This window comes from Streptomyces sp. NPDC044003 (assembly GCF_056435185.1).
The window spans coordinates 42,856-67,138 of the sequence record NZ_JBWKFA010000002.1; the positions used below are offsets into that span (position 1 = coordinate 42,856).

At 71.0% G+C, this 24,283-nt stretch carries 21 protein-coding genes, 1 other RNA gene and 1 pseudogene; 19 read left to right on the forward strand and 4 right to left on the reverse strand.

What is annotated here, in order from left to right; translation table 11 throughout:
• The first annotated feature begins 48 nt into the window (after positions 1–48).
• Both AC07AW_RS06835 and prfB read left to right on the forward strand, forming a co-directional pair.
• Positions 49–1,281, forward strand: a complete 1,233-nt coding sequence (locus AC07AW_RS06835) for a serine/threonine-protein kinase (protein ID WP_478814429.1) — start codon at positions 49–51, stop codon at positions 1,279–1,281.
• Between the two features lie 29 nt (positions 1,282–1,310).
• Positions 1,311–2,414, forward strand: a complete 1,104-nt coding sequence (gene prfB / locus AC07AW_RS06840; protein WP_478814430.1) for a peptide chain release factor 2 — start codon at positions 1,311–1,313, stop codon at positions 2,412–2,414.
• Between the two features lie 243 nt (positions 2,415–2,657).
• Here the strand turns inward: prfB and AC07AW_RS06845 are convergent, their stop codons facing one another.
• Complete coding sequence (locus tag AC07AW_RS06845) at positions 2,658–3,494, reverse strand: hypothetical protein (protein ID WP_478814431.1); 837 nt, start codon at positions 3,492–3,494, stop codon at positions 2,658–2,660.
• A 118-nt stretch (positions 3,495–3,612) separates the two neighbouring features.
• Here AC07AW_RS06845 and AC07AW_RS06850 point away from each other — a divergent pair, with 118 nt between their 5' ends.
• The gene (locus AC07AW_RS06850) at positions 3,613–3,810 is read left to right on the forward strand and encodes an LPXTG cell wall anchor domain-containing protein (protein ID WP_478814432.1); all 198 of its coding nucleotides are present in this window, start codon (positions 3,613–3,615) and stop codon (positions 3,808–3,810) included.
• 102 nt (positions 3,811–3,912) lie between these two features.
• Here the strand turns inward: AC07AW_RS06850 and AC07AW_RS06855 are convergent, their stop codons facing one another.
• Positions 3,913–4,095, reverse strand: a complete 183-nt coding sequence (locus AC07AW_RS06855) for a hypothetical protein (RefSeq protein ID WP_478814433.1) — start codon at positions 4,093–4,095, stop codon at positions 3,913–3,915.
• Positions 4,096–4,330: 235 nt separating this feature from the next.
• Here AC07AW_RS06855 and ftsE point away from each other — a divergent pair, with 235 nt between their 5' ends.
• From ftsE to AC07AW_RS06885, 6 genes are all read left to right on the forward strand, one after another.
• Positions 4,331–5,020, forward strand: coding sequence for a cell division ATP-binding protein FtsE (gene ftsE, locus AC07AW_RS06860; protein ID WP_030692056.1), 690 nt, complete (start codon positions 4,331–4,333; stop codon positions 5,018–5,020).
• Between the two features lie 21 nt (positions 5,021–5,041).
• Entirely contained in the window at positions 5,042–5,959 is a 918-nt protein-coding gene (gene ftsX / locus AC07AW_RS06865; RefSeq protein ID WP_478814434.1) for a permease-like cell division protein FtsX, read from the forward strand.
• 78 nt (positions 5,960–6,037) lie between these two features.
• The gene (locus tag AC07AW_RS06870) at positions 6,038–7,216 is read left to right on the forward strand and encodes a S41 family peptidase (RefSeq protein ID WP_478814435.1); all 1,179 of its coding nucleotides are present in this window, start codon (positions 6,038–6,040) and stop codon (positions 7,214–7,216) included.
• 18 nt (positions 7,217–7,234) lie between these two features.
• Positions 7,235–7,771 (forward strand): SsrA-binding protein SmpB, encoded by a 537-nt coding sequence (smpB, locus tag AC07AW_RS06875; protein ID WP_478814436.1) that lies wholly within the window; start codon positions 7,235–7,237, stop codon positions 7,769–7,771.
• A gap of 100 nt (positions 7,772–7,871) precedes the next feature.
• Positions 7,872–8,265, forward strand: a transfer-messenger RNA (tmRNA) gene (ssrA, locus tag AC07AW_RS06880).
• 140 nt (positions 8,266–8,405) lie between these two features.
• A complete protein-coding gene (locus tag AC07AW_RS06885; RefSeq protein WP_478814437.1) occupies positions 8,406–9,488 on the forward strand; it encodes a glycoside hydrolase family 18 protein in 1,083 nt (360 codons plus the stop codon).
• Between the two features lie 40 nt (positions 9,489–9,528).
• On the opposite strand, the gene AC07AW_RS06890 is transcribed toward AC07AW_RS06885, so the two are convergent.
• On the reverse strand, positions 9,529–10,776 hold the full coding sequence (locus AC07AW_RS06890) for an MFS transporter (protein WP_478814438.1): 1,248 nt from the start codon (positions 10,774–10,776) through the stop codon (positions 9,529–9,531).
• Positions 10,777–10,859: 83 nt separating this feature from the next.
• On the opposite strand from AC07AW_RS06890, the gene AC07AW_RS06895 reads away from it, so the two are divergent.
• From AC07AW_RS06895 to AC07AW_RS06920, 6 genes are all read left to right on the forward strand, one after another.
• Positions 10,860–11,810: a LysR family transcriptional regulator gene (locus AC07AW_RS06895; protein WP_478814439.1), complete on the forward strand. Its 951-nt coding sequence runs from the start codon at positions 10,860–10,862 to the stop codon at positions 11,808–11,810.
• A gap of 131 nt (positions 11,811–11,941) precedes the next feature.
• Positions 11,942–13,297: a nitrate/nitrite transporter gene (locus AC07AW_RS06900; protein WP_478814440.1), complete on the forward strand. Its 1,356-nt coding sequence runs from the start codon at positions 11,942–11,944 to the stop codon at positions 13,295–13,297.
• A gap of 84 nt (positions 13,298–13,381) precedes the next feature.
• Positions 13,382–14,518 carry a uroporphyrinogen-III synthase gene (locus tag AC07AW_RS06905; protein ID WP_478814441.1) on the forward strand — a complete coding sequence of 379 codons (1,137 nt, stop codon included), beginning with the start codon at positions 13,382–13,384 and terminating at the stop codon, positions 14,516–14,518.
• An 88-nt stretch (positions 14,519–14,606) separates the two neighbouring features.
• Positions 14,607–16,886, forward strand: coding sequence for a HelD family protein (locus AC07AW_RS06910; RefSeq protein WP_478814442.1), 2,280 nt, complete (start codon positions 14,607–14,609; stop codon positions 16,884–16,886).
• 434 nt (positions 16,887–17,320) lie between these two features.
• The gene (locus AC07AW_RS06915; RefSeq protein WP_478814443.1) at positions 17,321–18,751 is read left to right on the forward strand and encodes an NAD-dependent malic enzyme; all 1,431 of its coding nucleotides are present in this window, start codon (positions 17,321–17,323) and stop codon (positions 18,749–18,751) included.
• A gap of 312 nt (positions 18,752–19,063) precedes the next feature.
• Positions 19,064–19,345 (forward strand): HU family DNA-binding protein, encoded by a 282-nt coding sequence (locus AC07AW_RS06920; RefSeq protein ID WP_015033921.1) that lies wholly within the window; start codon positions 19,064–19,066, stop codon positions 19,343–19,345.
• 130 nt (positions 19,346–19,475) lie between these two features.
• Here the strand turns inward: AC07AW_RS06920 and murA are convergent, their stop codons facing one another.
• A complete protein-coding gene (gene murA / locus AC07AW_RS06925) occupies positions 19,476–20,816 on the reverse strand; it encodes a UDP-N-acetylglucosamine 1-carboxyvinyltransferase (RefSeq protein WP_351191071.1) in 1,341 nt (446 codons plus the stop codon).
• A 278-nt stretch (positions 20,817–21,094) separates the two neighbouring features.
• Between murA and AC07AW_RS06930 the strand changes: the two genes are divergently transcribed.
• From AC07AW_RS06930 to AC07AW_RS06945, 4 genes and pseudogenes are all read left to right on the forward strand, one after another.
• Positions 21,095–21,655: a YqgE/AlgH family protein gene (locus tag AC07AW_RS06930; RefSeq protein WP_369144515.1), complete on the forward strand. Its 561-nt coding sequence runs from the start codon at positions 21,095–21,097 to the stop codon at positions 21,653–21,655.
• A gap of 30 nt (positions 21,656–21,685) precedes the next feature.
• Positions 21,686–21,970, forward strand: coding sequence for a DUF3039 domain-containing protein (locus tag AC07AW_RS06935; protein WP_056558193.1), 285 nt, complete (start codon positions 21,686–21,688; stop codon positions 21,968–21,970).
• Positions 21,971–22,230: 260 nt separating this feature from the next.
• Positions 22,231–22,749 (forward strand): annotated as a pseudogene (locus AC07AW_RS06940) (extracellular solute-binding protein); the annotation flags it as partial.
• 267 nt (positions 22,750–23,016) lie between these two features.
• Positions 23,017–24,279 (forward strand): RNA-guided endonuclease InsQ/TnpB family protein, encoded by a 1,263-nt coding sequence (locus AC07AW_RS06945; RefSeq protein ID WP_478815296.1) that lies wholly within the window; start codon positions 23,017–23,019, stop codon positions 24,277–24,279.
• Positions 24,280–24,283 lie beyond the last annotated feature (4 nt).

The following is a 24,283-nucleotide window of genomic DNA, read 5'->3' on the forward strand; positions in this document are numbered from 1 at the left end:
CGTGGACGCGTAGCTTTGTCGAGAACCGCAGCCGCTGAGGGAGCAGTCTTGGCACGGAACATCGGCAGCCGCTACACCGCCCACCAGATCCTCGGACGGGGCAGCGCCGGAACGGTGTGGCTCGGCGAGGGACCCGAAGGGCCCGTCGCCGTCAAACTGCTGCGCGAGGACCTGGCCTCCGACCAGGAGCTCGTCGGCCGCTTCGTCCAGGAGCGAACCGCGCTGCTCGGCCTCGACCACCCCCGGGTGGTCAAGGTCCGCGACCTCGTCGTCGACGGCACCGACCTCGCCCTCGTCATGGACCTCGTCCGCGGCACCGACCTGCGCACCCGGCTCGACCGCGAGCGACGCCTCGCGCCCGAGGCCGCCGTCGCGATCGTCAAGGACGTCGCCGAGGCCCTCGCCGCCGCGCACGCGGCCGGGGTCGTCCACCGGGACGTCAAGCCGGAGAACATCCTGCTCGACATGGAGGGCCCGCTCGGCCCCGGCGGCGCCCACCCCGCGCTCCTCACCGACTTCGGCGTCGCCAAGCTGATCGACACCCCCGGCCGCACCAAGGCCACCCGGATCATCGGCACCCCCGACTACCTCGCCCCCGAGATCGTCGAGGGCCTCCCGCCGCGCGCCGCCGTCGACATCTACGCCCTCGCGACCGTCCTGTACGAGCTGCTCGCCGGCTTCACCCCGTTCGGCGGCGGCCACCCCGGCGCGGTCCTGCGCCGCCACGTCACCGAGACGGTCGTCCCGCTGCCCGGCATCCCCGAGGAGCTGTGGCAGCTGATCGTCCAGTGCCTCGCCAAGGCCCCGGCCTCCCGGCTGCGCGCCTCCGAGCTCGCCGCCCGCCTGGGCGACGTCCTGCCGCTGCTCAAGGGCATCCCGCCGCTCGACGTCGACGAGCCGGACGCGGAGCCGGCCCCGGAGCCGTACGAGGAGGACACGTACGCCACCGGTACGGCCGCGGGCGAGTCCGGCCCGCGCCGCGCCGCCGTCCCGCTCGTCCCCGGCGCCTCCGCCGACTCCAACCGCGACACCCACACCTCCATGCGGGTCCCGGCCCCCGACGAGCTCTCCGGCGGCCCCCTCGGCACCGCCCGGGCCCCACGCCCCGCCGGGGCCCGCCGCCCCGGCTCGGCCCGCCACAAGGCGGGCACGGTCCGCAAGAGACGGATCACCCTCGCCGTCGCGGTGGTCGTGGTCGCGCTCGGCGCGGGCGGCTACCTGGCGGTCTCCGGGGACGCGGAGGCCCCGCCGCAGGACTCCAAGCACTCCTCCCTGCCCTAGGACCGGCGGCGAGCCGTTACGCTGGACGCGTGGCAGTCGTCGATGTATCCGAAGAGCTGAAGTCCCTCTCCTCGACCATGGGGTCGATCGAGGCCGTCCTGGACCTCGAGAAGCTGAGGGCCGACATCGCCGTGCTCGAAGAGCAGGCCGCGGCCCCGTCCCTGTGGGACGACCCGGAGGCGGCGCAGAAGATCACGAGCAAGCTTTCGCACCTCCAGGCCGAGGTCCGCAAGGCCGAGACCCTGCGCGGCCGGATCGACGACCTCGGGGTGCTCTTCGAGCTCGCCGAGGAGATGGACGACCCGGACACCCTCGCCGAGGCCGAGACGGAGCTGGTCTCCGTCCGCAAGGCCCTCGACGAGATGGAGGTCCGCACCCTCCTCTCCGGCGAGTACGACGAGCGCGAGGCCCTGGTCAACATCCGGGCCGAGGCCGGCGGCGTCGACGCCTCCGACTTCGCCGAGCGGCTCCAGCGCATGTACCTGCGCTGGGCGGAGCGCCACGGCTACGCGACGGAGATCTACGAGACCTCGTACGCGGAAGAGGCGGGCATCAAGTCCACCACCTTCGTGGTGAAGGCCCCGTACGCCTACGGCACGCTCTCCGTCGAGCAGGGCACCCACCGGCTCGTCCGCATCTCGCCCTTCGACAACCAGGGCCGCCGCCAGACCTCCTTCGCCGGCGTCGAGATCCTGCCGGTCGTCGAGTCCTCCGACCACGTCGAGATCGACGAGTCCGAGCTGCGCGTCGACGTGTACCGCGCCTCGGGCCCCGGCGGTCAGGGCGTCAACACGACCGACTCGGCCGTGCGCATCACGCACCTTCCGACCGGCATCGTCGTCTCCTGCCAGAACGAGCGCTCCCAGATCCAGAACAAGGCGAGCGCCATGAACGTCCTCCAGGCCAAGCTCCTGGAGCGCCAGCGCCAGGAGGAGCGGGCCAAGATGGACGCCCTCAAGGACACCGGCAGCTCCTGGGGCAACCAGATGCGTTCGTACGTGCTCCACCCGTACCAGATGGTCAAGGACCTCCGTACGGAGTTCGAGGTCGGCAACCCGCAGTCCGTCCTGGACGGCGAGATCGACGGCTTCCTGGAGGCGGGCATCCGCTGGCGCAAGCAGCAGGACAAGTAGTCCCCTCCGCCGTACTCGGTGGACGAACCCGGGCCCCGCACCTCTCGGTGCGGGGCCCGGTGCCGTTCCGGGGCGCCCCGCGTATTCGCTGACGCAAGCGGAAGCGAGGCCGTCGGGGCGCTTTGTCGACAAGGGAACTGCCGTCACCGGGCCCGGAGTTCCGGGTTTACGTCACAGTTGCATCGTCGCATGTCGGTCACCTGGTGATCTTTCGGGCATCGCACGCGCAACGACCTTGACGCCTCATCGGAAACTCGGAAGGGTGGCGTACTGGCATGCGCTTTTCTGGGACGCGTGTGAACGGGGGCCGGTCCAGTCGTGACACGCCCCTGCTGCGCGGGGCCACGAGCGCTGCCCCATGACGAGATGAGCTACTGGGGGTAGCAGCCAGATGACCAACAAGACGCGAGTCCGCCTGGTGCGGGTCGCGGCCAGTGCCGTGATCATCGCCGGTGCGTCCCTGACGGCGGCCGGTGCCGCGCAGGCCGTCGGCGGATTCGGAACCGACTCGAACCAGACGCAGGGCGTGGATCTCGGGATCCAGTCGGAGAGCGACACCGAGGGCAACACGATCCTCGGCGGTATCTCCGGCAGCACGTCGACGTCGGGTGACCAGTCCTCTTCGACGTCGGGCGACCAGTCGTCGTCCACGTCGACGTCGGGTGACCAGTCGTCCTCGACCTCGACCTCCGGCGACCAGTCGTCCTCGACGTCGGGTGACCAGTCGTCCTCGACCTCGACCTCGGGCGACCAGTCCTCTTCGACGTCGGGCGACCAGTCGTCGTCCACGTCGACCTCGGGCGACCAGTCCTCCTCGACCTCGACGTCGGGTGACCAGTCGTCGTCCACGTCGACCTCGGGTGACCAGTCGTCGTCCACGTCGACGTCGGGTGACCAGTCGTCCTCGACCTCGACCTCGGGTGACCAGTCGTCGTCCACGTCGACGTCGGGTGACCAGTCGTCCTCGACCTCGACCTCGGGCGACCAGTCGTCGTCCACGTCGTCCTCGGGCGACCAGTCGTCCTCGTCCTCGTCGTCGTCCTCGACGTCGTCCACGGGCTCGAACGGGAACAGCTCCAACGGCTCCAACGGATCCAACGGGTCCAACGGCTCCGCGGCCACGACCACCACCGGTGGCGGCTCGTCCACCGACGGTGGCGCCGGCACCTGCACCGTCGACCTCGACGGCGCCGAGTGCGTGGACACCCCGAACAACACCGACCCCGACCAGGGCGGCTCGCAGCCCGTCCAGCAGGGTCAGGCGAAGGAGGAGCTCGCCGAGACCGGTGCGGCCGAGACCTCGTTCCTGATCATCGGTGCCGCGACGATGATCGCCGGCGGCATCGGCTTCCGGATGCTGCCGCGCCTCGTCGGCGGCGGTCGCGCCGCCGTCTGACGCACCCGCGCAGGCGCGTACACGCATGACGAAGGGCCGGGGAGCTCGCTCCCCGGCCCTTTCGCGTGGTTCCGGCTCGTGTGGGCTCCGTACGCCCTCCGGTCAGGCCGTCTGGATCGCGGCGAGCAGTGCGATCGCCGCGAGCAGGGCGACCGCCAGCGTCAGCAGCATCGCGGGCGACAGCCCCTGAGGGGTCAGACGCTCCCGGTTCGCGCGGCAGACGGGGCAGCGGCCCTCGGCGACCGGGGCCGCGCAGTTGGCGCACACCAGTCGGTCGTAGGTCATGCGCTCTCCTCCTCCCGCACTGGGGTACACACCAGGACAACGCCCGGAGGGATCCGGACGTTCCCCCTACCACTGTGCCAGCTCCGCGGCGTTTCGGCGCGCCCCGCCCGATTGCCCGCCTTCCGTCCGGAAGGGCGAAAAGGATAAACGTCGCAAGCCAGGACCGCGACTGCGCGGGCCATCCCCGGTCGCGTAAGGTCACGCACACCTACTCCCGGCCGACCGTGGTGCATCCGTGATCCGATTCGACAACGTCTCCAAGTCCTATCCGAAGCAGAGCCGCCCCGCCCTCCGGGATGTCTCCCTGGAGATCGAGAAGGGGGAGTTCGTCTTCCTCGTCGGTTCCTCCGGCTCCGGAAAGTCGACTTTCCTGCGACTGCTGCTGCGCGAGGAGCGCGCCAGCCAGGGCCAGGTGCACGTCCTCGGCAAGGACCTGGCCCGGCTCTCCAACTGGAAGGTGCCGCAGATGCGGCGCCAGCTGGGCACCGTCTTCCAGGACTTCCGCCTGCTGCCCAACAAGACCGTCGCCGAGAACGTGGCCTTCGCCCAGGAGGTCATCGGCAAGCCGCGCGGCGAGATCCGCAAGGCCGTGCCGCAGGTGCTCGACCTGGTCGGACTCGGCGGCAAGGAGGACCGGATGCCGGGCGAGCTCTCCGGCGGTGAGCAGCAGCGCGTCGCCATCGCCCGGGCCTTCGTCAACCGGCCGATGCTGCTGATCGCCGACGAGCCCACCGGCAACCTCGACCCGCAGACCTCCGTCGGCATCATGAAGCTGCTCGACCGGATCAACAGGACAGGGACCACCGTCGTCATGGCGACCCACGACCAGAACATCGTCGACCAGATGCGCAAGCGCGTCATCGAGCTCGAAAAGGGCCGCCTCGTCCGCGACCAGGCGCGCGGCGTCTACGGCTACCAGCACTGACGGCGGGGGATCCAGAACACCATGCGCGCTCAGTTCGTGCTCTCCGAGATCGGCGTCGGTCTCCGGCGCAATCTCACGATGACCTTCGCCGTCATCGTCTCCGTGGCCCTCTCGCTCGCCCTCTTCGGCGGCGCGCTGCTCATGCGCGAGCAGGTCAGCACGATGAAGGACTACTGGTACGACAAGGTCAACGTCTCCATCTTCCTCTGCAACAAGGCGGACGCGGCCACGGCGGCCAAGTGCGCCAAGGGCGCGGTCACGAAGCAGCAGATGGACCAGATCGAGGCCGATCTGAAGAAGATGGACATCGTCGAGTCCGTCCAGCACGAGACGGCCGGCGAGGCGTTCAACCACTACAAGGAGCAGTACGGCGACACCGCCATCGCCTCCGTGGTGACGCCGGACCAGATGCAGGAGTCGTTCCGGGTCAAGCTCAAGGACCCGGAGAAGTACAAGGTGGTCGCCACGGCCTTCGCCGGCCGCGACGGCGTCGAGTCGGTCCAGGACCAGCGGAACATCCTGCAGAACCTCTTCGACCTGATGAACGGCATGAACATCGCCGCCCTCGGCGTCATGGGCCTGATGCTGGTCATCGCGCTGATGCTGATCGTCAACACCGTGCGCGTCTCGGCGTTCAGCCGCCGCCGTGAGACCGGCATCATGCGGCTCGTCGGCGCGTCCAGCTTCTACATCCAGATGCCGTTCATCATGGAGGCCGCGTTCGCCGGACTCCTCGGCGGCGGCGTCGCCTGTGTGCTGCTGCTCGTCGGCCGGTACTTCCTGATCGACCACGGCATCGCGCTCGCCGAGAAGATGCAGCTGGTCAACTTCATCGGCTGGGACGCCGTCCTCGCCAAGCTGCCGCTGGTGATCGCCATCGGCCTCCTCATGCCCGCCGTGGCCGCCTTCATCGCGCTGCGCAAGTACCTGAAGGTGTGAGAAGACACGTCCGACGGTGGATGGCGTCGTATGGGCAAAGCCCGTGCGGCGCCACCGCCTTGTCCTAGAGTGGGCGCCATGCCGGCCGGGCCCGCCCCCTTCTGTATCCGGCCCCGCGGAGTCGTCCGCGGGGCCGTTCTGACGTTGGTCTTCACCGGCGTCCTCGCCACCGCCGCCGCCACCGGCGCGCTGCCCCGGCAGGAGCCCGCGGGCGCCGAGCGGCGGCCCGCCCCGGCCCGTACGCCGGACGGCACGACCGTCGACAGTGCCGCGCTCAGCCGCGCCGCCGCCGCGGCCATGGCCGACGGGAAGTCGGGCAAGCAGGCCGCGGAGGAGTTCGTCAGCCGCAGCGGGGACCGCTGGGGCGCGGTGTACGACAAGAAGGAGTACGCCGAGTTCGAGCAGGCCCTCGACGGTGCCTACACCGGGGTCGGTCTCTCCGCCGGGCGGTCCGGTGAGGGCGGGGTCCGGGTGACGCGCGTGCGGTCCGGGGGGCCCGCCGAGCGGGCCGGCCTGCGGACCGGCGACCGGCTCCTCTCCGTGGACGGACGCCCGGTCGACGGGCTCTCCGTCTCCGAGGTCGTCTCCCTGCTGCGCGGCGACGGCGTCGCCGGCTCGGCCGTCGCCCTCCGGGTCGAGCGCGGACGCTCCTCCTGGACGCAGACCCTGCGCAGGGCCCGGCTCGCGACGGACCCGGTCACCGTCCGCCGCCTCGACGACGGGACCGTACTGATCCGGGTCGCCGCCTTCACCAAGGGCGCGGGCACGCGCGTGCGTGACGCGGTACGGGCCGCCCCGGCCGGCGCGGGGGTCCTCCTGGACCTGCGGGGCAACTCCGGCGGCCTCGTCGCGGAGGCCGCCGTCGCCGCCTCCGCCTTCCTCGACGGCGGTCTCGTCGCCACGTACGACGTGAAGGGCGAGCAGCGGGCCGTGTACGCGGAGGGCGGCGGCGACACCGGCAGGCCCCTGGTGGCGCTGATCGACGGGGGCACGATGAGCGCGGCCGAGCTGCTCACCGGCGCTCTCCAGGACCGGGGCCGGGCGGTCACCGTCGGCTCGCGGACCTTCGGCAAGGGCTCGGTGCAGATGCCGAGCGCGCTGCCCGACGGCTCCGTCGCCGAGCTGACCGTCGGCCACTACCGCACTCCCGCGGGGCACACCGTCGACGGGCGGGGCATCACGCCGGACCTGGCGGCGGGGGATCGGGCAGAAGAGCGGGCGAGAACGGTATTGAGTGGCCTCGGAGGGGGCTCGTAGTGCGAAAATGAGCGCACTATGGCAAAGGGACTCGTGAACGTGCAGGGCAAGCCTGCGAAGAAGACGGACAAGGCGCCGGAGCGCAAGCTCATCGCGCAGAACAAGAAGGCGCGGCACGACTACCACATCATCGACACCTACGAGTGCGGTGTGGTGCTGATGGGCACCGAGGTGAAGTCGCTGCGCATGGGCCGGGCCTCGCTGGTCGACGGCTTCGTCCAGATCGACGGCCACGAGGCGTGGCTGCACAACATCCACGTGCCCGAGTACATGCAGGGCAGCTGGACCAACCACCACGCGAAGCGGAAGCGGAAGCTGCTGCTGCACCGGGCCGAGATCGACAAGCTGGAGTCGAAGTCGCAGGAGACGGGTCACACGATCGTGCCCCTCTCGCTGTACTTCCTGAACGGCCGGGTGAAGTGCGAGATCGCGCTGGCCAAGGGCAAGAAGGAGTACGACAAGCGCCAGACCCTGCGGGAGAAGCAGGACACGCGCGAGACGAACCGGGCGATCGCGTCGGCCCGGCGGAAGCAGCGGGCGGCGCAGAGCGCCTAGCTCGCGCCTCCCGCCGTTAATACGCTGGCAACCGGCCCCGTCGGTCACGTACGATGGCACCAGCACCCCAGAGAGGGTGCGACCTTTGAAAAAACAACATGGGGATGATCGGTTTCGACAGCGGATGTCGAAGCAGTGGGAAGCGTGTCGAGGAAGCGGCAATGATCTCGTAAACCATATGTCGCAACCAATAATCGCCAACACCAAGAGCGATAACTCCCGCTTCGCCCTCGCTGCCTAATTTTAGGTAACGAACAGAAGCCTCTGTGAGGAGCGTCAGCCCGGGGGTGGTCCCGACCCGGATCCTGGCGTCATTCAGGGATCTAAACCTCCAGCCCCGGTCACGGGGGTTGGAGGGAAATCAAACAGTGGCTGAGCCCGTTCCGGACTTGTCTGGGTGATCCGGAGGGCTGAGAAACTCGTACCAGACTGCACACGGAGAAGCCCTGATTCTGCACCGTTGGACGCGGGTTCGATTCCCGCCATCTCCACTCATCCCATGTGGGCACAGGCCCGGTGGTCGCGCGAGCGACTGCCGGGCCTTTGTCATGCCGTCGGCCCTCTTGTGGGCTTGGTCTGGACCTGACACTCTGCGGTCGCCGCCCCCCACACCACGGCATTCCCGGAGGTACGTATGCGTCACAGACCCCTCGCGGTCCTGCTCATGCTCCTCGCCCTCCTCGTCCCCGCCACCCTGCCCGCAGGAGCCGCCGCGCCCGCGCCCGTGCAGGTCTACGGCGCCTGGCACTGCGGGGACGACTACTGCACCTGGTCCACCGTCCGTGACGTCGCCGAGTTCGACGCCAAGAACCACTGGCTGATCGACCGCGGTGACGGACGGCCCTCCGTCAACCTGGTGGTGCTCAGCTTCGTCGAGCCGCTCAAGCTGCTGCACCGCACCACCGACGCGACCACCGCGAACGGCGTCCCCGTCGGCATGAGCCGCGAGATCGTCCAGTACTTCACCTCGCGCGGGATCCGCGTGATGCTCTCCATCGGCGGGATCACGTACACCGACGAGTGGGACGCCGCGCTCGCCGAGGACGCCGGCCGGCTGGGGCTCAACGCCGCCGCCGTCGCCGCCGACCTCGGGGTCGGCATCGAGATCGACTACGAGCAGAACACCGGCCCGAACCTCACCGGGCTCCAGGCCTTCATCGACGCCTACCGGTCCGTGCACCCCTACGACGCCTCCGGCACGGACCCGGCCGCGCGGCTCACCATCGACACGGCCGCCGGTGACCGCTGGCTCATCGACATCAACCGCAAGGCCACGGCCGACTGGCTGCGGACCGACCAGCCCGTGCTCGACTACGCCAACGCGATGGTGACCGCCCGGCCCACCTCCGCGAGCTCGCACATCGCGAACTGGCAGGAGCACCTCGACGGCAAGTCCCAGTTCTCGCCGCCGGTCGCCCCGCTGGCCCCCGCCAAGTTCACGGCCGGGCTGTACCTCGCGTACGGCCGCAGCCCGCTGCCCGAGTGCACCGACTTCGCGAACTCGCTGCAGAAGGCGACCGGGGACTGGGTGCGCAACGCCGCCCCCCACGGGGCCGGGACCACGGCCGGGCTGCTCGGCTACATGTTCTGGGCCGCCGAGAAGCCGTCCACGCGGGGGCTGGGCACCCAGGAGCCCGACGGCTGCGAGGGCGGGGTCGGGGCCGGAGCCACCTCGTACGGGGTGCAGGTGCCGATGCCGCCGCTGCGGCAGAGCTAGGGCCTGATCCGACGCGAAAGGCCAGACAGGCCCTGGGGCGTCAGACCCGTGCGCGGCGGCCCACGCCGGTCGCCGTGCACAGGGTCAGGGCCACGGCTGCCGCCGTCACCGGGATCAGGAAGCCGAAGGAGGCGAAGGGGGCGTGGTCGGCGGCCCAGCCGCCGGTGGCCGAGCCGGTCGCGATGCCCGCCAGGAGGGCGGTCACCGCGAGGGTCATGCCCTCGTTGAGCTGGGCCGCGGGCGTGAGGCGCTGGATCAGACCCATGCCCGTCACCATCGTCGGGGCCGTCGCCATGCCCGCCAGGAGGAGGCCGGCGGCCAGGGCGGGCAGGAAGCCCGTCGAGGCGGCGAACAGCGGCATCGCCATCAGGACGGTCATCGCGGCCAGGCAGGTGCGCAGCCGGGCCGTCCGGCGGGCCCGGCCGTAGAGCAGGCCCGCCGCGCAGGAGCCCGCGGCCTGGAGGGCGAGGACCGGTCCCGCGACGGGGCCGTCCACGTACGCGAGGGTGACCACCTCCATGGAGCCGAAGACCGCCCCCGTGGCCAGGAAGACCGCGAGCAGGGATGCCATGCCGGGGGCGCGCAGCGGGGAGCCCGCCGTGGTGCGGGGGGCGACCGGGGGTTCGGTGGAGCGCTGGGCGGCGAAGATCAGGACGCCGCCGAGGAAGAGGGCGGCCGCGGCGAGCGTGCCCGCCTCCGGGAAGAGCGCCGAGCAGAGGACGGCGGCGAGCACCGGGCCGAGCATGTAGCAGAGCTCGTCGGCGGCCTGCTCGAAGGCGTTCGCGGTGTGCAGCGCGTCCGGGTCGTCCCGGAGGAGGTGAGCCCAGCGGGCCCGGGACATGCCGCCCGTGTTCGGGGTGGTCGCGGTGACGGCGGTCGTGAGGAACAGCGCCCAGGCGGGGGCCTTCTCGTGGACGCAGAGCAGCAGGACCAGATGGCCCAGGACCGCGTAGGCGGTGGCCGGGACCGCGATCCTGGCCTGGCCGTACCGGTCGACGAGCCGGGCGATCAGCGGTCCTGTGACGGAGCCGACGGCGAGGCCGGTGGCGGTGACCGCGCCGGCCAGGGCGTAGGAGCCGTATCCGGCCGCGATCATGATCACGGCGCTGACGCCGAACATGCCCATGGGCAGCCGGGCGATCAGGTTCCCGGCGGTGAAGGCGCGGGTGCCGGGGCAGGAGAAGAGGCGGAGGTAGGGGTTGGTGGGGAGGGTTCGGGTCGCGCGGTCGCGGTAGCGGGGGGCGAGGGCCGGGCCCGCCGGGGTGAGGGTGAGGTCCGGTTGCGGCATGGACCAAGGCTCCGTCTGCCCGGCCCTGCCGGTCCAACACCTTCTCGGTGGCCATTCACGCGCCTGTGTTGTTAAATGCGGCGATGTCCACCGACCCGCGTCTGCTGCGCGCCTTCACCGCCGTCGCCGAAGAGCTGCACTTCACCCGCGCCGCCGCCCGCCTCTACGTCGCCCAGCAGGCCCTCAGTCGCGACATCCGGCGCCTGGAAGGGGAGTTGGGCACCGAACTCTTCGTACGGACCACCCGGCAGGTCGCCCTCACCCCCGACGGCGAACGCCTCCTCCCGTACGCCCGCCGGGTGTTGGCCGCCCACGACGAGCTGAGCGACGCCTTCCGCGCGGCGCCCCGGCCGCTCCTCGTCGACCTCAACAGCCCCGGCCTCGCCCCCGAGGACGTCCTGCGCCGGGCCCGCGAACTCGCCCCGGAGCAGGAGCTGATGGCCCGCTACGAGAGCGGACTCACCGGAGCCGTGCAGGAGATCCTCGCCGGGCGGATCGACACCTCCTTCGGCCGGTACGGAGGGCTCGACGCACGGCTCCGGGCGCGGCTCGACTTCCAGTTCGTCCGGTACGAGCCGATGGCCGTCATCCTCCCCGAGGACCACCCGCTCGCCGGCCTGCCCGAGGTGCCGCTCGCCCGCCTCGCCGGAGAGCGGATCTACGCCGGGGCGGGCAACGACCGCACCCCCGAGTGGACCGACCTCGCCGCCTGCCTCTTCGCCGGCCGGGGCATCGGGATCGCGCCGCCCGCGCCGCTCGCCGTCGGCAAGGAGGAGTTCCGGCGGCTCATGGCCAAATATCGCGACCCGGTGCTCGCCGTCGTCGACTTCCCGGCCATGCCGGACTGTGTGATCCGGCCACTCGTCGACCCCGTCCCCCTCTCACCCGTGAGCCTCGTGTGGCGCAAGGGACTCCGCCACCCCGGCCTGGACGCCCTCCGCCGGGCCGCCGCGGAGCTGGGCGCCCGGGAGGGCTGGCTGGAGCGCCCGCCCGGCTCCTGGCTCCCCGAGGGGGAGCCGGGGCTGCCCGCGTAGGGGGGCGCTCACAGGGCCCGCGCGCTCCGGGTGAGAGCAAGGTTCCGTCACCGTCACCTCACGGCATCGGCCTGAAACGCACCCTTCCTACCGTCGTTCGCATCAGGGATCCGACTCCGTGGAGGTGCGAGATGGGTGGCCGCTGGATCGAACGCTGGGAACCGGAGGACGAGACCTTCTGGCGGGAGAAGGGAGAGCGGATCGCACGGCGCAATCTGGTCTTCTCCGTGCTCTCCGAGCACATCGGCTTCTCCGTCTGGAGCCTCTGGTCGGTCATGGTGCTCTTCATGGGCCCGCAGTACGGGGTCGACCCGGCCGGCAAGTTCTTCCTGATCGCCACCGCGACCCTCACCGGCGCGCTGATCCGCATCCCGTACACCTTCGCCGTCGCCCGCTTCGGCGGCCGGAACTGGACGGTCTTCAGCGCCCTGCTGCTCCTGCTGCCCACCGGCCTCGCCTACGCGGTGATGCAGCCCGGCACCTCGTACACCACCTTCGTCCTCGTGGCGGCGCTCACCGGCGTCGGCGGCGGCAACTTCGCCTCCTCCATGACCAACATCAACGCCTTCTTCCCGCTCCGGAAGAAGGGCTGGGCCCTCGGCCTCAACGCGGGCGGCGGCAACATCGGCGTCCCCGTCGTCCAGCTCGTCGGCCTCCTCGTCATCGGCACCGCCGGCGCCCTCCACCCGAGGATCGTGCTCGGCGTCTACCTGCCGCTCATCGTCGTCGCCGCCGTCTGCGCCGCGCTCTTCATGGACAACCTCGCGCCGGTGAAGAACGACACCGGCGCCGCGAAGGAGGCCGTGAAGGCCCGGCACACCTGGATCATGGCCTTCCTCTACATCGGCACCTTCGGCTCCTTCATCGGCTACAGCTTCGCCTTCGGCCTGGTCCTCCAGACCCAGTTCGGCCGCACCCCGCTCCAGGCCGCCTCGCTCACCTTCATCGGCCCGCTGCTCGGCTCCCTCATCCGGCCCGTCGGCGGCACCCTCGCCGACCGGCACGGCGGCGCCCGCATCACCCTGTGGACCTTCGGCGCGATGGCCACCGCCACCGCCGTCGTGATCTACGCCTCCGTGATCGAGTCCCTCGCCGTCTTCCTCGTCGGCTTCATCGGGCTCTTCGTCCTCAGCGGGCTCGGCAACGGCTCCACGTACAAGATGATCCCGGCGATCTTCCTCGCCCAGGGACACCGCAAGGGCCTCGCCGGCGAGGCCGCCGAAGCCTACGGACGACGGCTCTCAGGGGCGTCCATGGGCCTCATCGGCGCCGTCGGAGCGCTCGGCGGACTCGGCATCAACCTCGCCTTCCGCCAGTCCTTCCAGACCGCCGGCACCGGCACCGCCGCCTTCGTCGCCTTCCTCGCCTTCTACGCGGCCTGCATGGTCGTCACCTGGGCGGTATACCTTCGGGCCCCGGCCGCCGTCCCCGAGACCGCCGCGGCGGTCACGGAGACGGAGCCCCGGTCCGGCTACGCTCGGGTGTGACCCCTCATGACCGGCGAGGACCGTAACGACCAGGAAATACGGGCGAACCGAGACCGTCACGCGTCCCCGTCAGGCTCTGGACCCATGGACGAGCAAGAACACGGCCCCCTCGCCGGCTTCACCGTCGGCGTCACCGCGGCACGCCGCGCCGACGAGCTGATCGCGCTGCTGCGCCGGCGCGGCGCGGCCGTCGTCCACGGCCCCGCCCTGCGGATCGTCCCGCTCGCCGACGACACCGAACTCCTCGCCGCCACCAAGGAACTCATCGGCCACGCCCCGGACGTCGTCGTCGCCACCACGGCGATCGGCTTCCGGGGCTGGATCGAGGCCGCGGAGGGCTGGGGGTACGGGGAGGAGCTCCTCGGCGTCCTGCGGGAGGTCGAGCTCCTGGCCCGCGGGCCGAAGGTCAAGGGAGCCGTACGGGCCGCCGGACTCACCGAGTCCTGGTCGCCCTCCTCGGAGTCCATGGCCGAGGTCCTCGACCGGCTCCTCACGGAGGGCGTGGCCGGTCGCCGGATCGCACTCCAGCTGCACGGGGAGCCGCTGCCGGGCTTCGTGGAGGCGCTCACCGCCGGCGGGGCGGAGGTCGTGGGCGTCCCCGTCTACCGCTGGATGCCGCCCGAGGACATCGGGCCGCTCGACCGGCTCCTCGACGCGACCCTCGCACGCGGGCTCGACGCCGTGACCTTCACCAGTGCGCCGGCCGCCGCGTCGCTGTTCTCCCGGGCGGCGGAGCGGGGCGTACGGGACGAACTCGTCGCCGCGCTCCGGCACGACGTCCTCGCGGTGTGCGTCGGGCCCGTGACGGCGCTGCCGCTCCAGGCGGAGGGCATCGACACGTACCAGCCCGAGCGCTTCCGGCTCGGGCCGCTCGTCCAGCTCCTCTGCCGGGAGCTCCCCGGGCGCGCGCGGGTCCTGCCGGTCGCCGGCCACCGTGTCGAGGTCCGCGGGCACGCGGTCCTCGTCGACGGCGCCCTGCGGCCCGTCCCGCCCGCCGGGATGGCCCTCCTGGGCCTCCTCGCCCGCCGCCCCGGCTGGGTCGTCTCCCGGGCCGACCTGCTCCGGGCGCTGCCCGGCGCGGGGCGCGACGAACACGCCGTGGAGACGGCGATGGCCCGCCTCCGCACGGCCCTCGGCACGCCGAAGCTGATCCAGACGGTGGTGAAGCGCGGCTACCGGCTCGCGCTCGACCCCTCGACGGAGGAGAAGTACGACGGGTAGCCCAGGGCAGGCGCACCTCGCCTGACATCAGGCCCCCCTGTGGCGTACGCTCGACGGCTGCCCAGTGCACGTGAGAAGGGGGCCTTAGGTGGCCGCGCAGGAAGCCGTGGACACGGTCAGAGACCGTGAGATCGGTGTCGAGCAGGAACATCTGGATCAGGTCTACCGCCGACTGGAGGAGAAGATCCACGAGGCGGAGTTCCTGATGAACGACGCCGCCCAGCGGGGCCAGGTCGGCACGCCCGGCGCCCTCGCCGAGCGGGACGCCCAGGTCTTCCGGGCCGGCATCCACCTCAACCGGCTCAACAACGAGTTCGAGGACTTCCTCTTCGGCCGGATCGACCTTCTGTACGGGAAGGACGGCAAGAAGGGCCCCGACGGCGCCTACACCTCCGTCGAGCCCGCCGAGGACGCCGTACGCCCCGACAACACCGCCGACATCGGCGAGACCCTCCACATCGGCCGGATCGGCGTCCTCGACTCCGACTACGCCCCGCTCGTCATCGACTGGCGGGCGCCCGCCGCCGCGCCCTTCTACCGGTCCACCCCCGTCGACCCCGGCCGCGTCGTGCGCCGTCGCGTCATCCGCTCCAAGGGCCGCCAGGTCCTCGGCGTCGAGGACGACCTCATGCGCCCCGAGCTCCGCGCCACCCTCGACGGCCGCGAGCTGCCCGTGATCGGCGACGGCGCCCTGATGGCCGCCCTCGGCCAGGCCCGCAGCCACACCATGCGGGACATCGTGTCCAGCATCCAGGCCGAGCAGGACCTCGTCATCCGCGCGCCCGCCGCCTCCGTGACGTACGTCGAGGGCGGGCCGGGCACCGGGAAGACGGCCGTCGCCCTGCACCGCGCCGCCTACCTGCTCTACCAGGACCGGCGGCGGTACGCGGGCGGCATCCTCATCGTCTCCCCGACCCCGCTCCTCGTCTCGTACACCGAGGGTGTGCTTCCTTCGCTCGGCGAGGAGGGCCAGGTCGCCATCCGCGCCGTCGGCTCGCTCGTCGACGGCGCCGAGGCCACCGCGTACGACGACCCCGCCGTCGCCCGCGTCAAGGGCTCCTCCCGCATGGTGCACGTGCTGCGGAAGGCCGCCCGGGGCGCCCTGGAGAGCCCGGAGGCCCCGCAGCTCCTGCGCGTCGTCGCCTTCGGGCGGCGGCTCGAACTCGAAGCCGACGAGCTGCGGCGCATCCGCCACAACGTCCTCGGCGGCACCGCCCCCGTCAACCTGCTCCGGCCCCGTGCCCGGCGGCTCCTCCTCGACGCGCTCTACGCCAGGTCCGGCGCCGCCGGCCGGCACAGCGACCCCGAGCTCGCCGCCGAGCTGCGTTCCTCCTTCGACGAGGACGTGTCCACCGAGGACTCCTTCCTCGGCTTCCTCGACGCCTGGTGGCCCGAGCTCACCCCCCGTCAGGTCCTCGACGCGATGGCCGACGAGCGGCGGCTCGGCCGCTGGGCCCGCCGGATCCTCAACCCGGGCGAGGTGCGGCGGCTCGCGCGCTCGCTGCGCCGCCGGGAGCTCTCCGTCCACGACGTCGCCCTCCTCGACGAGCTGAACACCCTGCTCGGCGCCCCGGCCAGGCCCCGCAAGAAGCGGGAGTACGACCCGCTGGACCAGCTCACGGGCCTGGAGGAGCTGATGCCCGTACGGGAGGAGACCCAGCGGGAGCGGGCCGAGCGGCTCGCCGCGGAGCGCACCGAGTACGCGCACGTGATCGTCGACGAGGCCCAGGACCTGACGCCCATGCAGTGGCGGATGGTCGGGCGGCGCGGCCGGCACGCCACCTGGACGGTCGTCGGCGATCCGGCGCAGTCCTCCTGGTCGGACCCGGACGAGGCCGCGGAGTCCCGCGACGAGGCCCTCGGCTCCCGGCCGCGGCGCCGCTTCGAGCTCACCGTGAACTACCGGAACCCGGCGGAGATCGCCGAGCTCGCCGCCAAGGTCCTCGCGCTCGCCATGCCGGGCAAGGAGTCGCCGCGCGCGGTCCGCTCCACGGGCGTCGAGCCCCGCTTCGTATCGGTCCCGGCGAAGAGCGATCTGGCCGAAACCGTACGTTTGGAAGCGGAGCGGCTCCTCACCCAGGTGGACGGAACCGTCGGTGTCGTCGTCGCCATGAACCGGCGGGACGAGGCCGCGCGCTGGCTCGCCGGGCTCGGCGACCGGGTGGTCGCCCTCGGCTCCCTGGAGGCGAAGGGCCTCGAGTACGACGCGACGGTGGTCGTCTCGCCCGCCGAGATCGCGGACGAGTCCCCGGCCGGCCTGCGGGTGTTGTACGTGGCCCTCACCCGGTCCACGCAGGCGCTCACGGTGCTCGCGGGCGACCGGGACATGCCGGACGAGGCGGGGGTCCCGGACCTGCTGCGGGACTGATCCCACCGGGCTGAGGGACCGGTCGGGCGGGCGCCGCGGGACCGGTCCCACCGGGGGTGAGGCGCCGATTTCAGGTCAACCTGTGGCGCTGGAATCACCAAGCAGGGTGGTTTGTTAGCCTTGTCGTGGCACCGGCTCGATCCAAGCCCCCGGGCCCAACCTTCGTCCCTCAGAGGGACCACTTGCCGCGAGGCGAGCATGGCGGGTCGGTGCCACTTAGATGTACGTACAAAGTTGAGGCCCCTGTCACCTCCGGGTGACGGGGGCCTCTTCTGTTTCGCAGCGACTTCTCGTATGGTGGAAACTACTTTCCGAAAACAAAATGACCGTATTACCTGCTACCGGCAGGTAGGTGCGACCATCGGAGGGCGCCGCCAGGCAACCAGCCGGGGCGGCGTAGCAACGAAGCTCAGGGAAAGCAGAGGAACTCGGCCATGGCAACGGCGCCCAGCGTCTCGTACTCGATGACGGTCCGGCTGGAGGTTCCCGCGAGCGGAACCGCGGTCTCCCAGCTCACCACGGCGGTGGAGTCCCACGGCGGATCCGTCACCGGCCTCGACGTGACCGCCTCCGGCCACGAGAAGCTCCGCATCGACGTCACCATCGCGGCGACCTCGACCGCGCACGCCGACGAGATCGTCGAGCAGCTGCGCACCATCGAGGGCGTCGTGCTCGGCAAGGTCTCCGACCGTACGTTCCTGATGCACCTCGGCGGCAAGATCGAGATGGCGTCGAAGCACCCCATCCGCAACCGTGACGACCTCTCCATGATCTACACCCCGGGCGTCGCCCGGGTGTGCATGGCGATCGCCGAGAACCCCGAGGACGCCCGCCGCCTCACCATCAAGCGCAACTCCGTCGCGGTCGTCACCGACGGCTCCGCCGTCCTCGGCCTCGGCAACATCGGCCCGATGGCCTCGCTGCCCGTCATGGAGGGCAAGGCCGCCCTCTTCAAGCGCTTCGCCGGCATCGACGCCTGGCCGATCTGCCTCGACACCCAGGACACCGACGAGATCGTCGCGATCGTCAAGGCGATCGCCCCCGGCTTCGCGGGCATCAACCTGGAGGACATCTCCGCGCCCCGCTGCTTCGAGATCGAGGCCCGGCTGCGCGAGGCCCTCGACATCCCCGTCTTCCACGACGACCAGCACGGCACCGCCATCGTCGTCCTCGCCGCCCTCACCAACGCGCTGCGCGTGGTCGGCAAGGGCATCGGCGACGTACGGGTCGTCATGTCCGGTGCCGGCGCCGCCGGTACGGCCATCCTCAAGCTGCTGATCGCGGCGGGCGTGAAGCACGCCGTCGTCGCCGACATCCACGGCGTCGTGCACGCGGGCCGCGAGGACCTCGTGGATGCCGCGCCCGGCACTCCGCTGCGCTGGATCGCCGACAACACCAACCCCGAGGGCGTCACCGGCACCCTCAAGCAGGCCGTCGTCGGCGCGGACGTGTTCATCGGCGTCTCGGCCCCGAACCTGCTCGGCGCGGAGGACGTCGCCGCCATGGCCGAGGGCGCCATCGTGTTCGCGCTCGCGAACCCCGACCCGGAGGTCGACCCGGCCGCCGCGCGGCAGACCGCCGCCGTGGTCGCCACCGGCCGCTCGGACTTCCCGAACCAGATCAACAACGTGCTCGTCTTCCCGGGCGTCTTCCGCGGTCTGCTCGACGCGCAGTCCCGTACGGTCAACACGGAGATGATGCTGGCGGCGGCCACCGCCCTCGCCGACGTGGTCACCGAGGACGAGCTCAACCCGAACTACATCATCCCGTCCGTCTTCAACGACAAGGTCGCCGGCGCGGTCGCCGGAGCCGTCCGGAACGCGGCGAAGGCCGCGGGCTCGGGCACGGCGCCGGGCGGGCGCTGACGGCGCGTCGCGATTCGCGGAGCCGTAAACCCGCCTTTAGGGTGGCTTTTCGGCTCCGCGCGGTTTTCGCGGCGTCGACAGAACGTCACCACCACGGGGCTCGGGCGCTTTTCGTGTGACCCGCGGGGGTGCCGGATTGGCGTTCCCGCCGCTGGTGGGGGCAGGATGCGTGTTTGGGCGCGAGGGTCTGTCGTTTGACCCGGGTCCGGGGACTGTCCGAGGGCCCTGGCAGCATCGGCTTCGCTGTACCCAATCGCGCGGCTTCCGCCGCGTGGCACGCCTCACAGGCAAGAAGAACACGGGAGTAACAACATGAACCGCAGTGAGCTGGTGGCCGCCCTGGCCGACCGCGCCGAGGTGACCCGCAAGGACGCCGACGCCGTGCTGGCCGCTCTCGCCGAGACCGTCGGTGAGGTCGTCGCCAAGGGTGACGAGAAGGTCACCATCCCCGGCTTCCTGACCTTCGAGCGCACCCACCGTGCCGCTCGCACCGCTCGTAACCCGCAGACCGGCGACCCGATCGACATCCCGGCCGGCTACAGCGTGAAGGTCTCCGCGGGCTCGAAGCTCAAGGAAGCCGCCAAGGGCAAGTAAGGCTGCCTAGAGGCGCCGAAAGGGCGGCCACCCTGTCAGGGGGTGGCCGCCCTTTCGTTCGTGCGTGTACGGGCCCGTGGGGGCCCGTGGCGCCTTACGGGGCCCCGGTCGGGGCCCCGTGAGTGCCGCGTCAGACCAGCGCGCTGCCCGGCAGCTCGACCTTCGCGCCGAGCTCCACGAGCTTCTCCATGAAGTTCTCGTAGCCGCGGTTGATCAGGTCGATGCCGTGGACCCGGCTCGTGCCCTGGGCCGCGAGCGCGGCGATGAGGTACGAGAAGCCGCCGCGCAGGTCGGGGATGACCAGGTCGGCGCCCTGGAGCCGGGTCGGTCCCGACACGACCGCCGAGTGCAGGAAGTTCCGCTGGCCGAAGCGGCAGTCGGAGCCGCCCAGGCACTCCCGGTACAGCTGGATGTGGGCGCCCATCTGGTTCAGCGCGGAGGTGAAGCCGAGCCGGGACTCGTACACCGTCTCGTGGACGATGGAGAGGCCGGAGGCCTGCGTCAGGGCCACGACCAGCGGCTGCTGCCAGTCCGTCTGGAAGCCGGGGTGCACGTCCGTCTCCAGGTGGATCGCGTTGAGCGAGCCGCCCGGGTGCCAGAAGCGGATGCCCTCGTCGTCGATCTCGAAGGCGCCGCCGACCTTCCGGTACGTGTTGAGGAAGGTCATCATCGAGCGCTGCTGGGCGCCGCGCACGTAGATGTTGCCCTCGGTCGCCAGCGCCGCGGACGCCCAGGAGGCCGCCTCCAGGCGGTCCGGGAGCGCCCGGTGGGTGTAGCCGTCGAGGCGGTCGACACCGGTGATCCGGATGGTCCGGTCGGTGTCCATGGAGATGATCGCGCCCATTTTCTGCAGGACGCAGATCAGGTCCTCGATCTCGGGCTCCACGGCCGCGTTCGACAGCTCGGTGACGCCCTCGGCGAGGACGGCGGTGAGCAGCACCTGCTCGGTCGAGCCGACCGAGGGGTACGGCAGGCGGATCTTGCAACCGCGAAGACGCTGCGGGGCCTCCAGGTACTGCCCGTCGGCGCGCTTCTCGATGGTCGCGCCGAACTGGCGGAGCACGTCGAAGTGGAAGTCGATGGGCCGGCCGCCGATGTCGCAGCCGCCCAGGCCCGGGATGAAGGCGTGGCCGAGGCGGTGCAGCAGCGGGCCGCAGAAGAGGATCGGGATGCGCGACGAACCGGCGTGGGCATCGATGTCAGCGACGTTCGCGGACTCGACGTGCGTCGGGTCGAGGACGAGCTCGCCGGGCTCCTCGCCCGGGCGGACCGTCACTCCGTGCAGCTGGAGCAGCCCGCGGACCACGCGGACGTCACGGATGTCGGGAACGTTGCGCAGGCGGCTGGGGCCGCTGCCGAGCAGGGCGGCGACCATCGCCTTGGGCACGAGGTTCTTCGCGCCGCGGACGCGGATCTCGCCCTCCAGCGGGGTGCCGCCGTGGACAAGCAGGACATCGTCTGTGCCGGTCATGAATCTCGCGTTCCGAAAGTGGGTCCGACGGGTGGCCAGAGAAAAGGGTAAGGGTCCATGAGACCCCGATCGGGTGCCTCATGGGGCCTGTCAGATGTAATGAATTCGGCACAACACCCTCTGTTTCCATGATCTTGCGGAGCGTCACCGTCCGCTTGTCCCCGAGGGGCGGCCCGGCACCGCCGTCCCGTCCGTCCTGAACTGCGGTGGTCCCCGCCTTCCCGCCATCCCGGCCGACAACCCCCCGCGAACGCCGAAGATGCGGGATCATGTGTCGCATGACCGAGGTGTCCTCGCTCACAGGACGGCTGCTCGTGGCCACCCCCGCGCTGGCGGACCCGAATTTCGACCGCGCGGTGGTCCTGCTGCTCGACCACGACGACGAGGGCTCCCTCGGCGTCGTCCTCAACCGGCCCACGCCGGTCACCGTCGGCGACATCCTCGCCCCCTGGGCCGCCCTCGCCGGCGAACCGGGCGTCGTCTTCCAGGGCGGCCCCGTCTCGCTCGACGCGGCCCTCGGTGTCGCCGTCATCCCCGGCGACGAGGGCCCCCTCGGCTGGCGGCGGGTGTACGGCGCGATCGGCCTGGTCGACCTGGAGACCCCGCCCGAGCTGCTCGGACCGGCGCTCGGCTCGCTGCGGATCTTCGCCGGCTACGCGGGCTGGGGCCCCGGCCAGCTGGAGTCCGAGCTCGGCGACGGAGCCTGGTACGTGGTCGAGTCGGAGCCCGGTGACGTCTCCTCGCCGCGCCCCGAGACGCTCTGGCGGCAGGTGCTGCGGCGGCAGCGCGGCGAGCTCGCGATGATCGCGACGTACCCGGACGACCCGTCCCTCAACTGAGGGCCACGGCTTTCAGTACCCTTGGCGGTTATGAGCACTCTCGAGCCCGAGCGCGGGGCAGGTACGGGAACCCTCGTCGAGCCGACGCCGCAGGTGTCCCACGGTGACGGCGACCACGAGCGCTACGCCCACTACGTCCAGAAGGACAAGATCATGGCGAGCGCCCTCGACGGCACGCCCGTCGTGGCGCTGTGCGGAAAGGTCTGGGTACCGGGGCGCGACCCCAAGAAGTACCCGGTCTGTCCGATGTGCAAGGAGATCTACGACTCCATGGGCGCAGGCGGCGACAAGGACAAGGGCGGCAAGGACAAGTAGTCGTGCCGTCCTGACGTCGGGGCAAGCCCTTCGCGGCCCCCGTCGCGCGTACTCCGGTACGTGCGACGGGGGCCGCTTCGCGTTGCACGGGCTGCTCTCGCCGGTCACGAAGTGGTCGAGGTGGTCGAGACCTCTTGTCGGCCCGCCCGGGGCGCGCCTAACCTCACGCGTGTTGTGCAGCACGAAACGCTCATTGCGCATGATGCAACGCCTGCATCCGGAGGGGATCCGCCGTGAAGCCCGTGAAGCCCATGAAACCCATGAAGTCCGTCGACTCCGTCACATCCGTTGAGTCCGTCAAGTCCGCCGGGAAGCCCGCCCGCCTCCTCGCCCCGGCCGACGAGAAGAGCGGGACCCTGCGCGTCTGGCTCTTCCAGGAGGTGAGCAACAAGCCCAAGGAACACGTCGTCGGACAGGCCGTCGCCGCCTTCGAGAAGAGCCACGCGGGCGCGAAGGTCGAGGTCGAGTACATCCCCGTCGAGACCCGCGCCCAGCGCGTCAAGGCCGCCTTCAACGACCCCGAGTCCGCCCCCGACCTCATCGAGTACGGCAACACCGACACCGCCGGCTACGTCGAGGACGGCGGACTCGCCGACATCAGCACCGAGTTCACCGCCTGGGACGAGGCCAAGGACACCGACCCCACCGCCAGACAGTCCGTCACCGTCGGCGGAGAGGTCTACGGCGCCCCGCTCATCGTCGGCGTCCGTGCCCTCTACTACCGCACCGACGTGTTCCGGGAGCTCGGCCTCACCGCCCCCAAGACCCAGGCCGAACTCGCCACCGCAAACGGCTCTTGGTGCACGTCCGCAATCAACAGTGAGGCCGCACGGAGGGCGCGGGCCGGGGAGCGTCGGTGATCACTCGGCGTCGGAACTCACGACAGGAAGTCGCGTGAACGTACGAATTGTGTCCAGTATGCGAGGAGTCCTGTCATCGAAGCTCGGTGTCCGAGGCGACCGTATAGCGTCGTGGTTGTCGGTGATCGGGGTGTTCCGGGCTGTTGCCTCGTCGGCGCTGGGCAACGGGCAGGATGGGGAGGGGTGTTGAAGCGTCAGTGTGGTCACAGGGCCCGGCTCTGTCTCACCCCCGCTCAGGCGCGGGCGGCTGAGGAGCAGGGGCATGCGGCCCGCGCGTTGTGGAACCTCGTGCATGACTGGTGGACGATGCTCCCCGAGGGCAAGCGGAGCCTCGCCACTGCGGATGAGGCGATCCGGCAGGGCCGCAAGGATCTTCCCTGGCTCGGTGTCCTGCCCGCTCAGGCGGCCCAGGCCGTGCTGAAGACGTACTTCCAGGCGTGGCGCAACTGCTGGGACCGCCGTGCCAAGGCCCCGGGCTTCAAGGGCCGTTTCCGCTCGCGCATGGCCATCGACATCCCTCAGAGCCGCGATCTTCAGATCGTCAGGCTGAACCGACGGTGGGGGCGTATGTGGGCGCCGAAGATCGGGCACGTCCGCTTCCGCTGGACGAAGGGCCTCCCGGTCGGTAAGCGCGCCGACAAGGGCAACCGGGTCACGGGGGCCCGGCTGGTGAAGGAAGCGGACGGCTGGCATGTCGTCTTCCGCGTCCAGACCGAGGTGCCCGAACCGGCTCCACGCGCTGGGCCGACCGTGGGTATCGATCGGGGTATCACCAAGCCGCTCGCCCTGTCCGACGGCACCTTCCGCGAACACGGCCCCTGGCTCACCAAGGGTGAGGCGGAACGGCTGCGCCGACTGGAGAAGACCAAGGACCGCAGGCGCCGGACCCGTAGGCCCGGCGAGAAGAACTCGCGTCGCCTGACGCGTACGTATGACCAGATCGCCCAGCTCCGCGCAACAGCCAAGCGCCGAGCGGTGGACTGGCAGCACAAGACCACCACCGACATCGCCGAGACGTTCTCGCGCATCGGGGTGGAAGACCTGGCCATCACCCACATGGTCAAGTCCGCCAGAGGGACGGTGGAAGCCCCCGGGAGGAACGTCCGCCAGAAGGCCGGACTGAACCGGGCGATCGCCGCCGAGGCGTGGGGCCGCACGGTGACCCTGCTGGAGTACAAGACCGCCGACCGCGGCGGCATCATGGTCAGGGTCCCCGCCCCCAACACCTCAAGGCGCTGCTCCGCCTGCGGCCTCGTCACCCCCGGCAACCGGGAGACCCAGGCCCGCTTCGTGTGCAAGAACCCCGACTGCGGGTTCGAAGACAACGCGGACACCAACGCGGGGCGCAACATCGATCACGCCGCCGGGCAGGCGGTGTCAGGACGTGGAGACCTCGGGGACACCCGGTCTGCGAAGCGTCAACCACCCACCAGGCCGCACGCGGCCTGAGAAG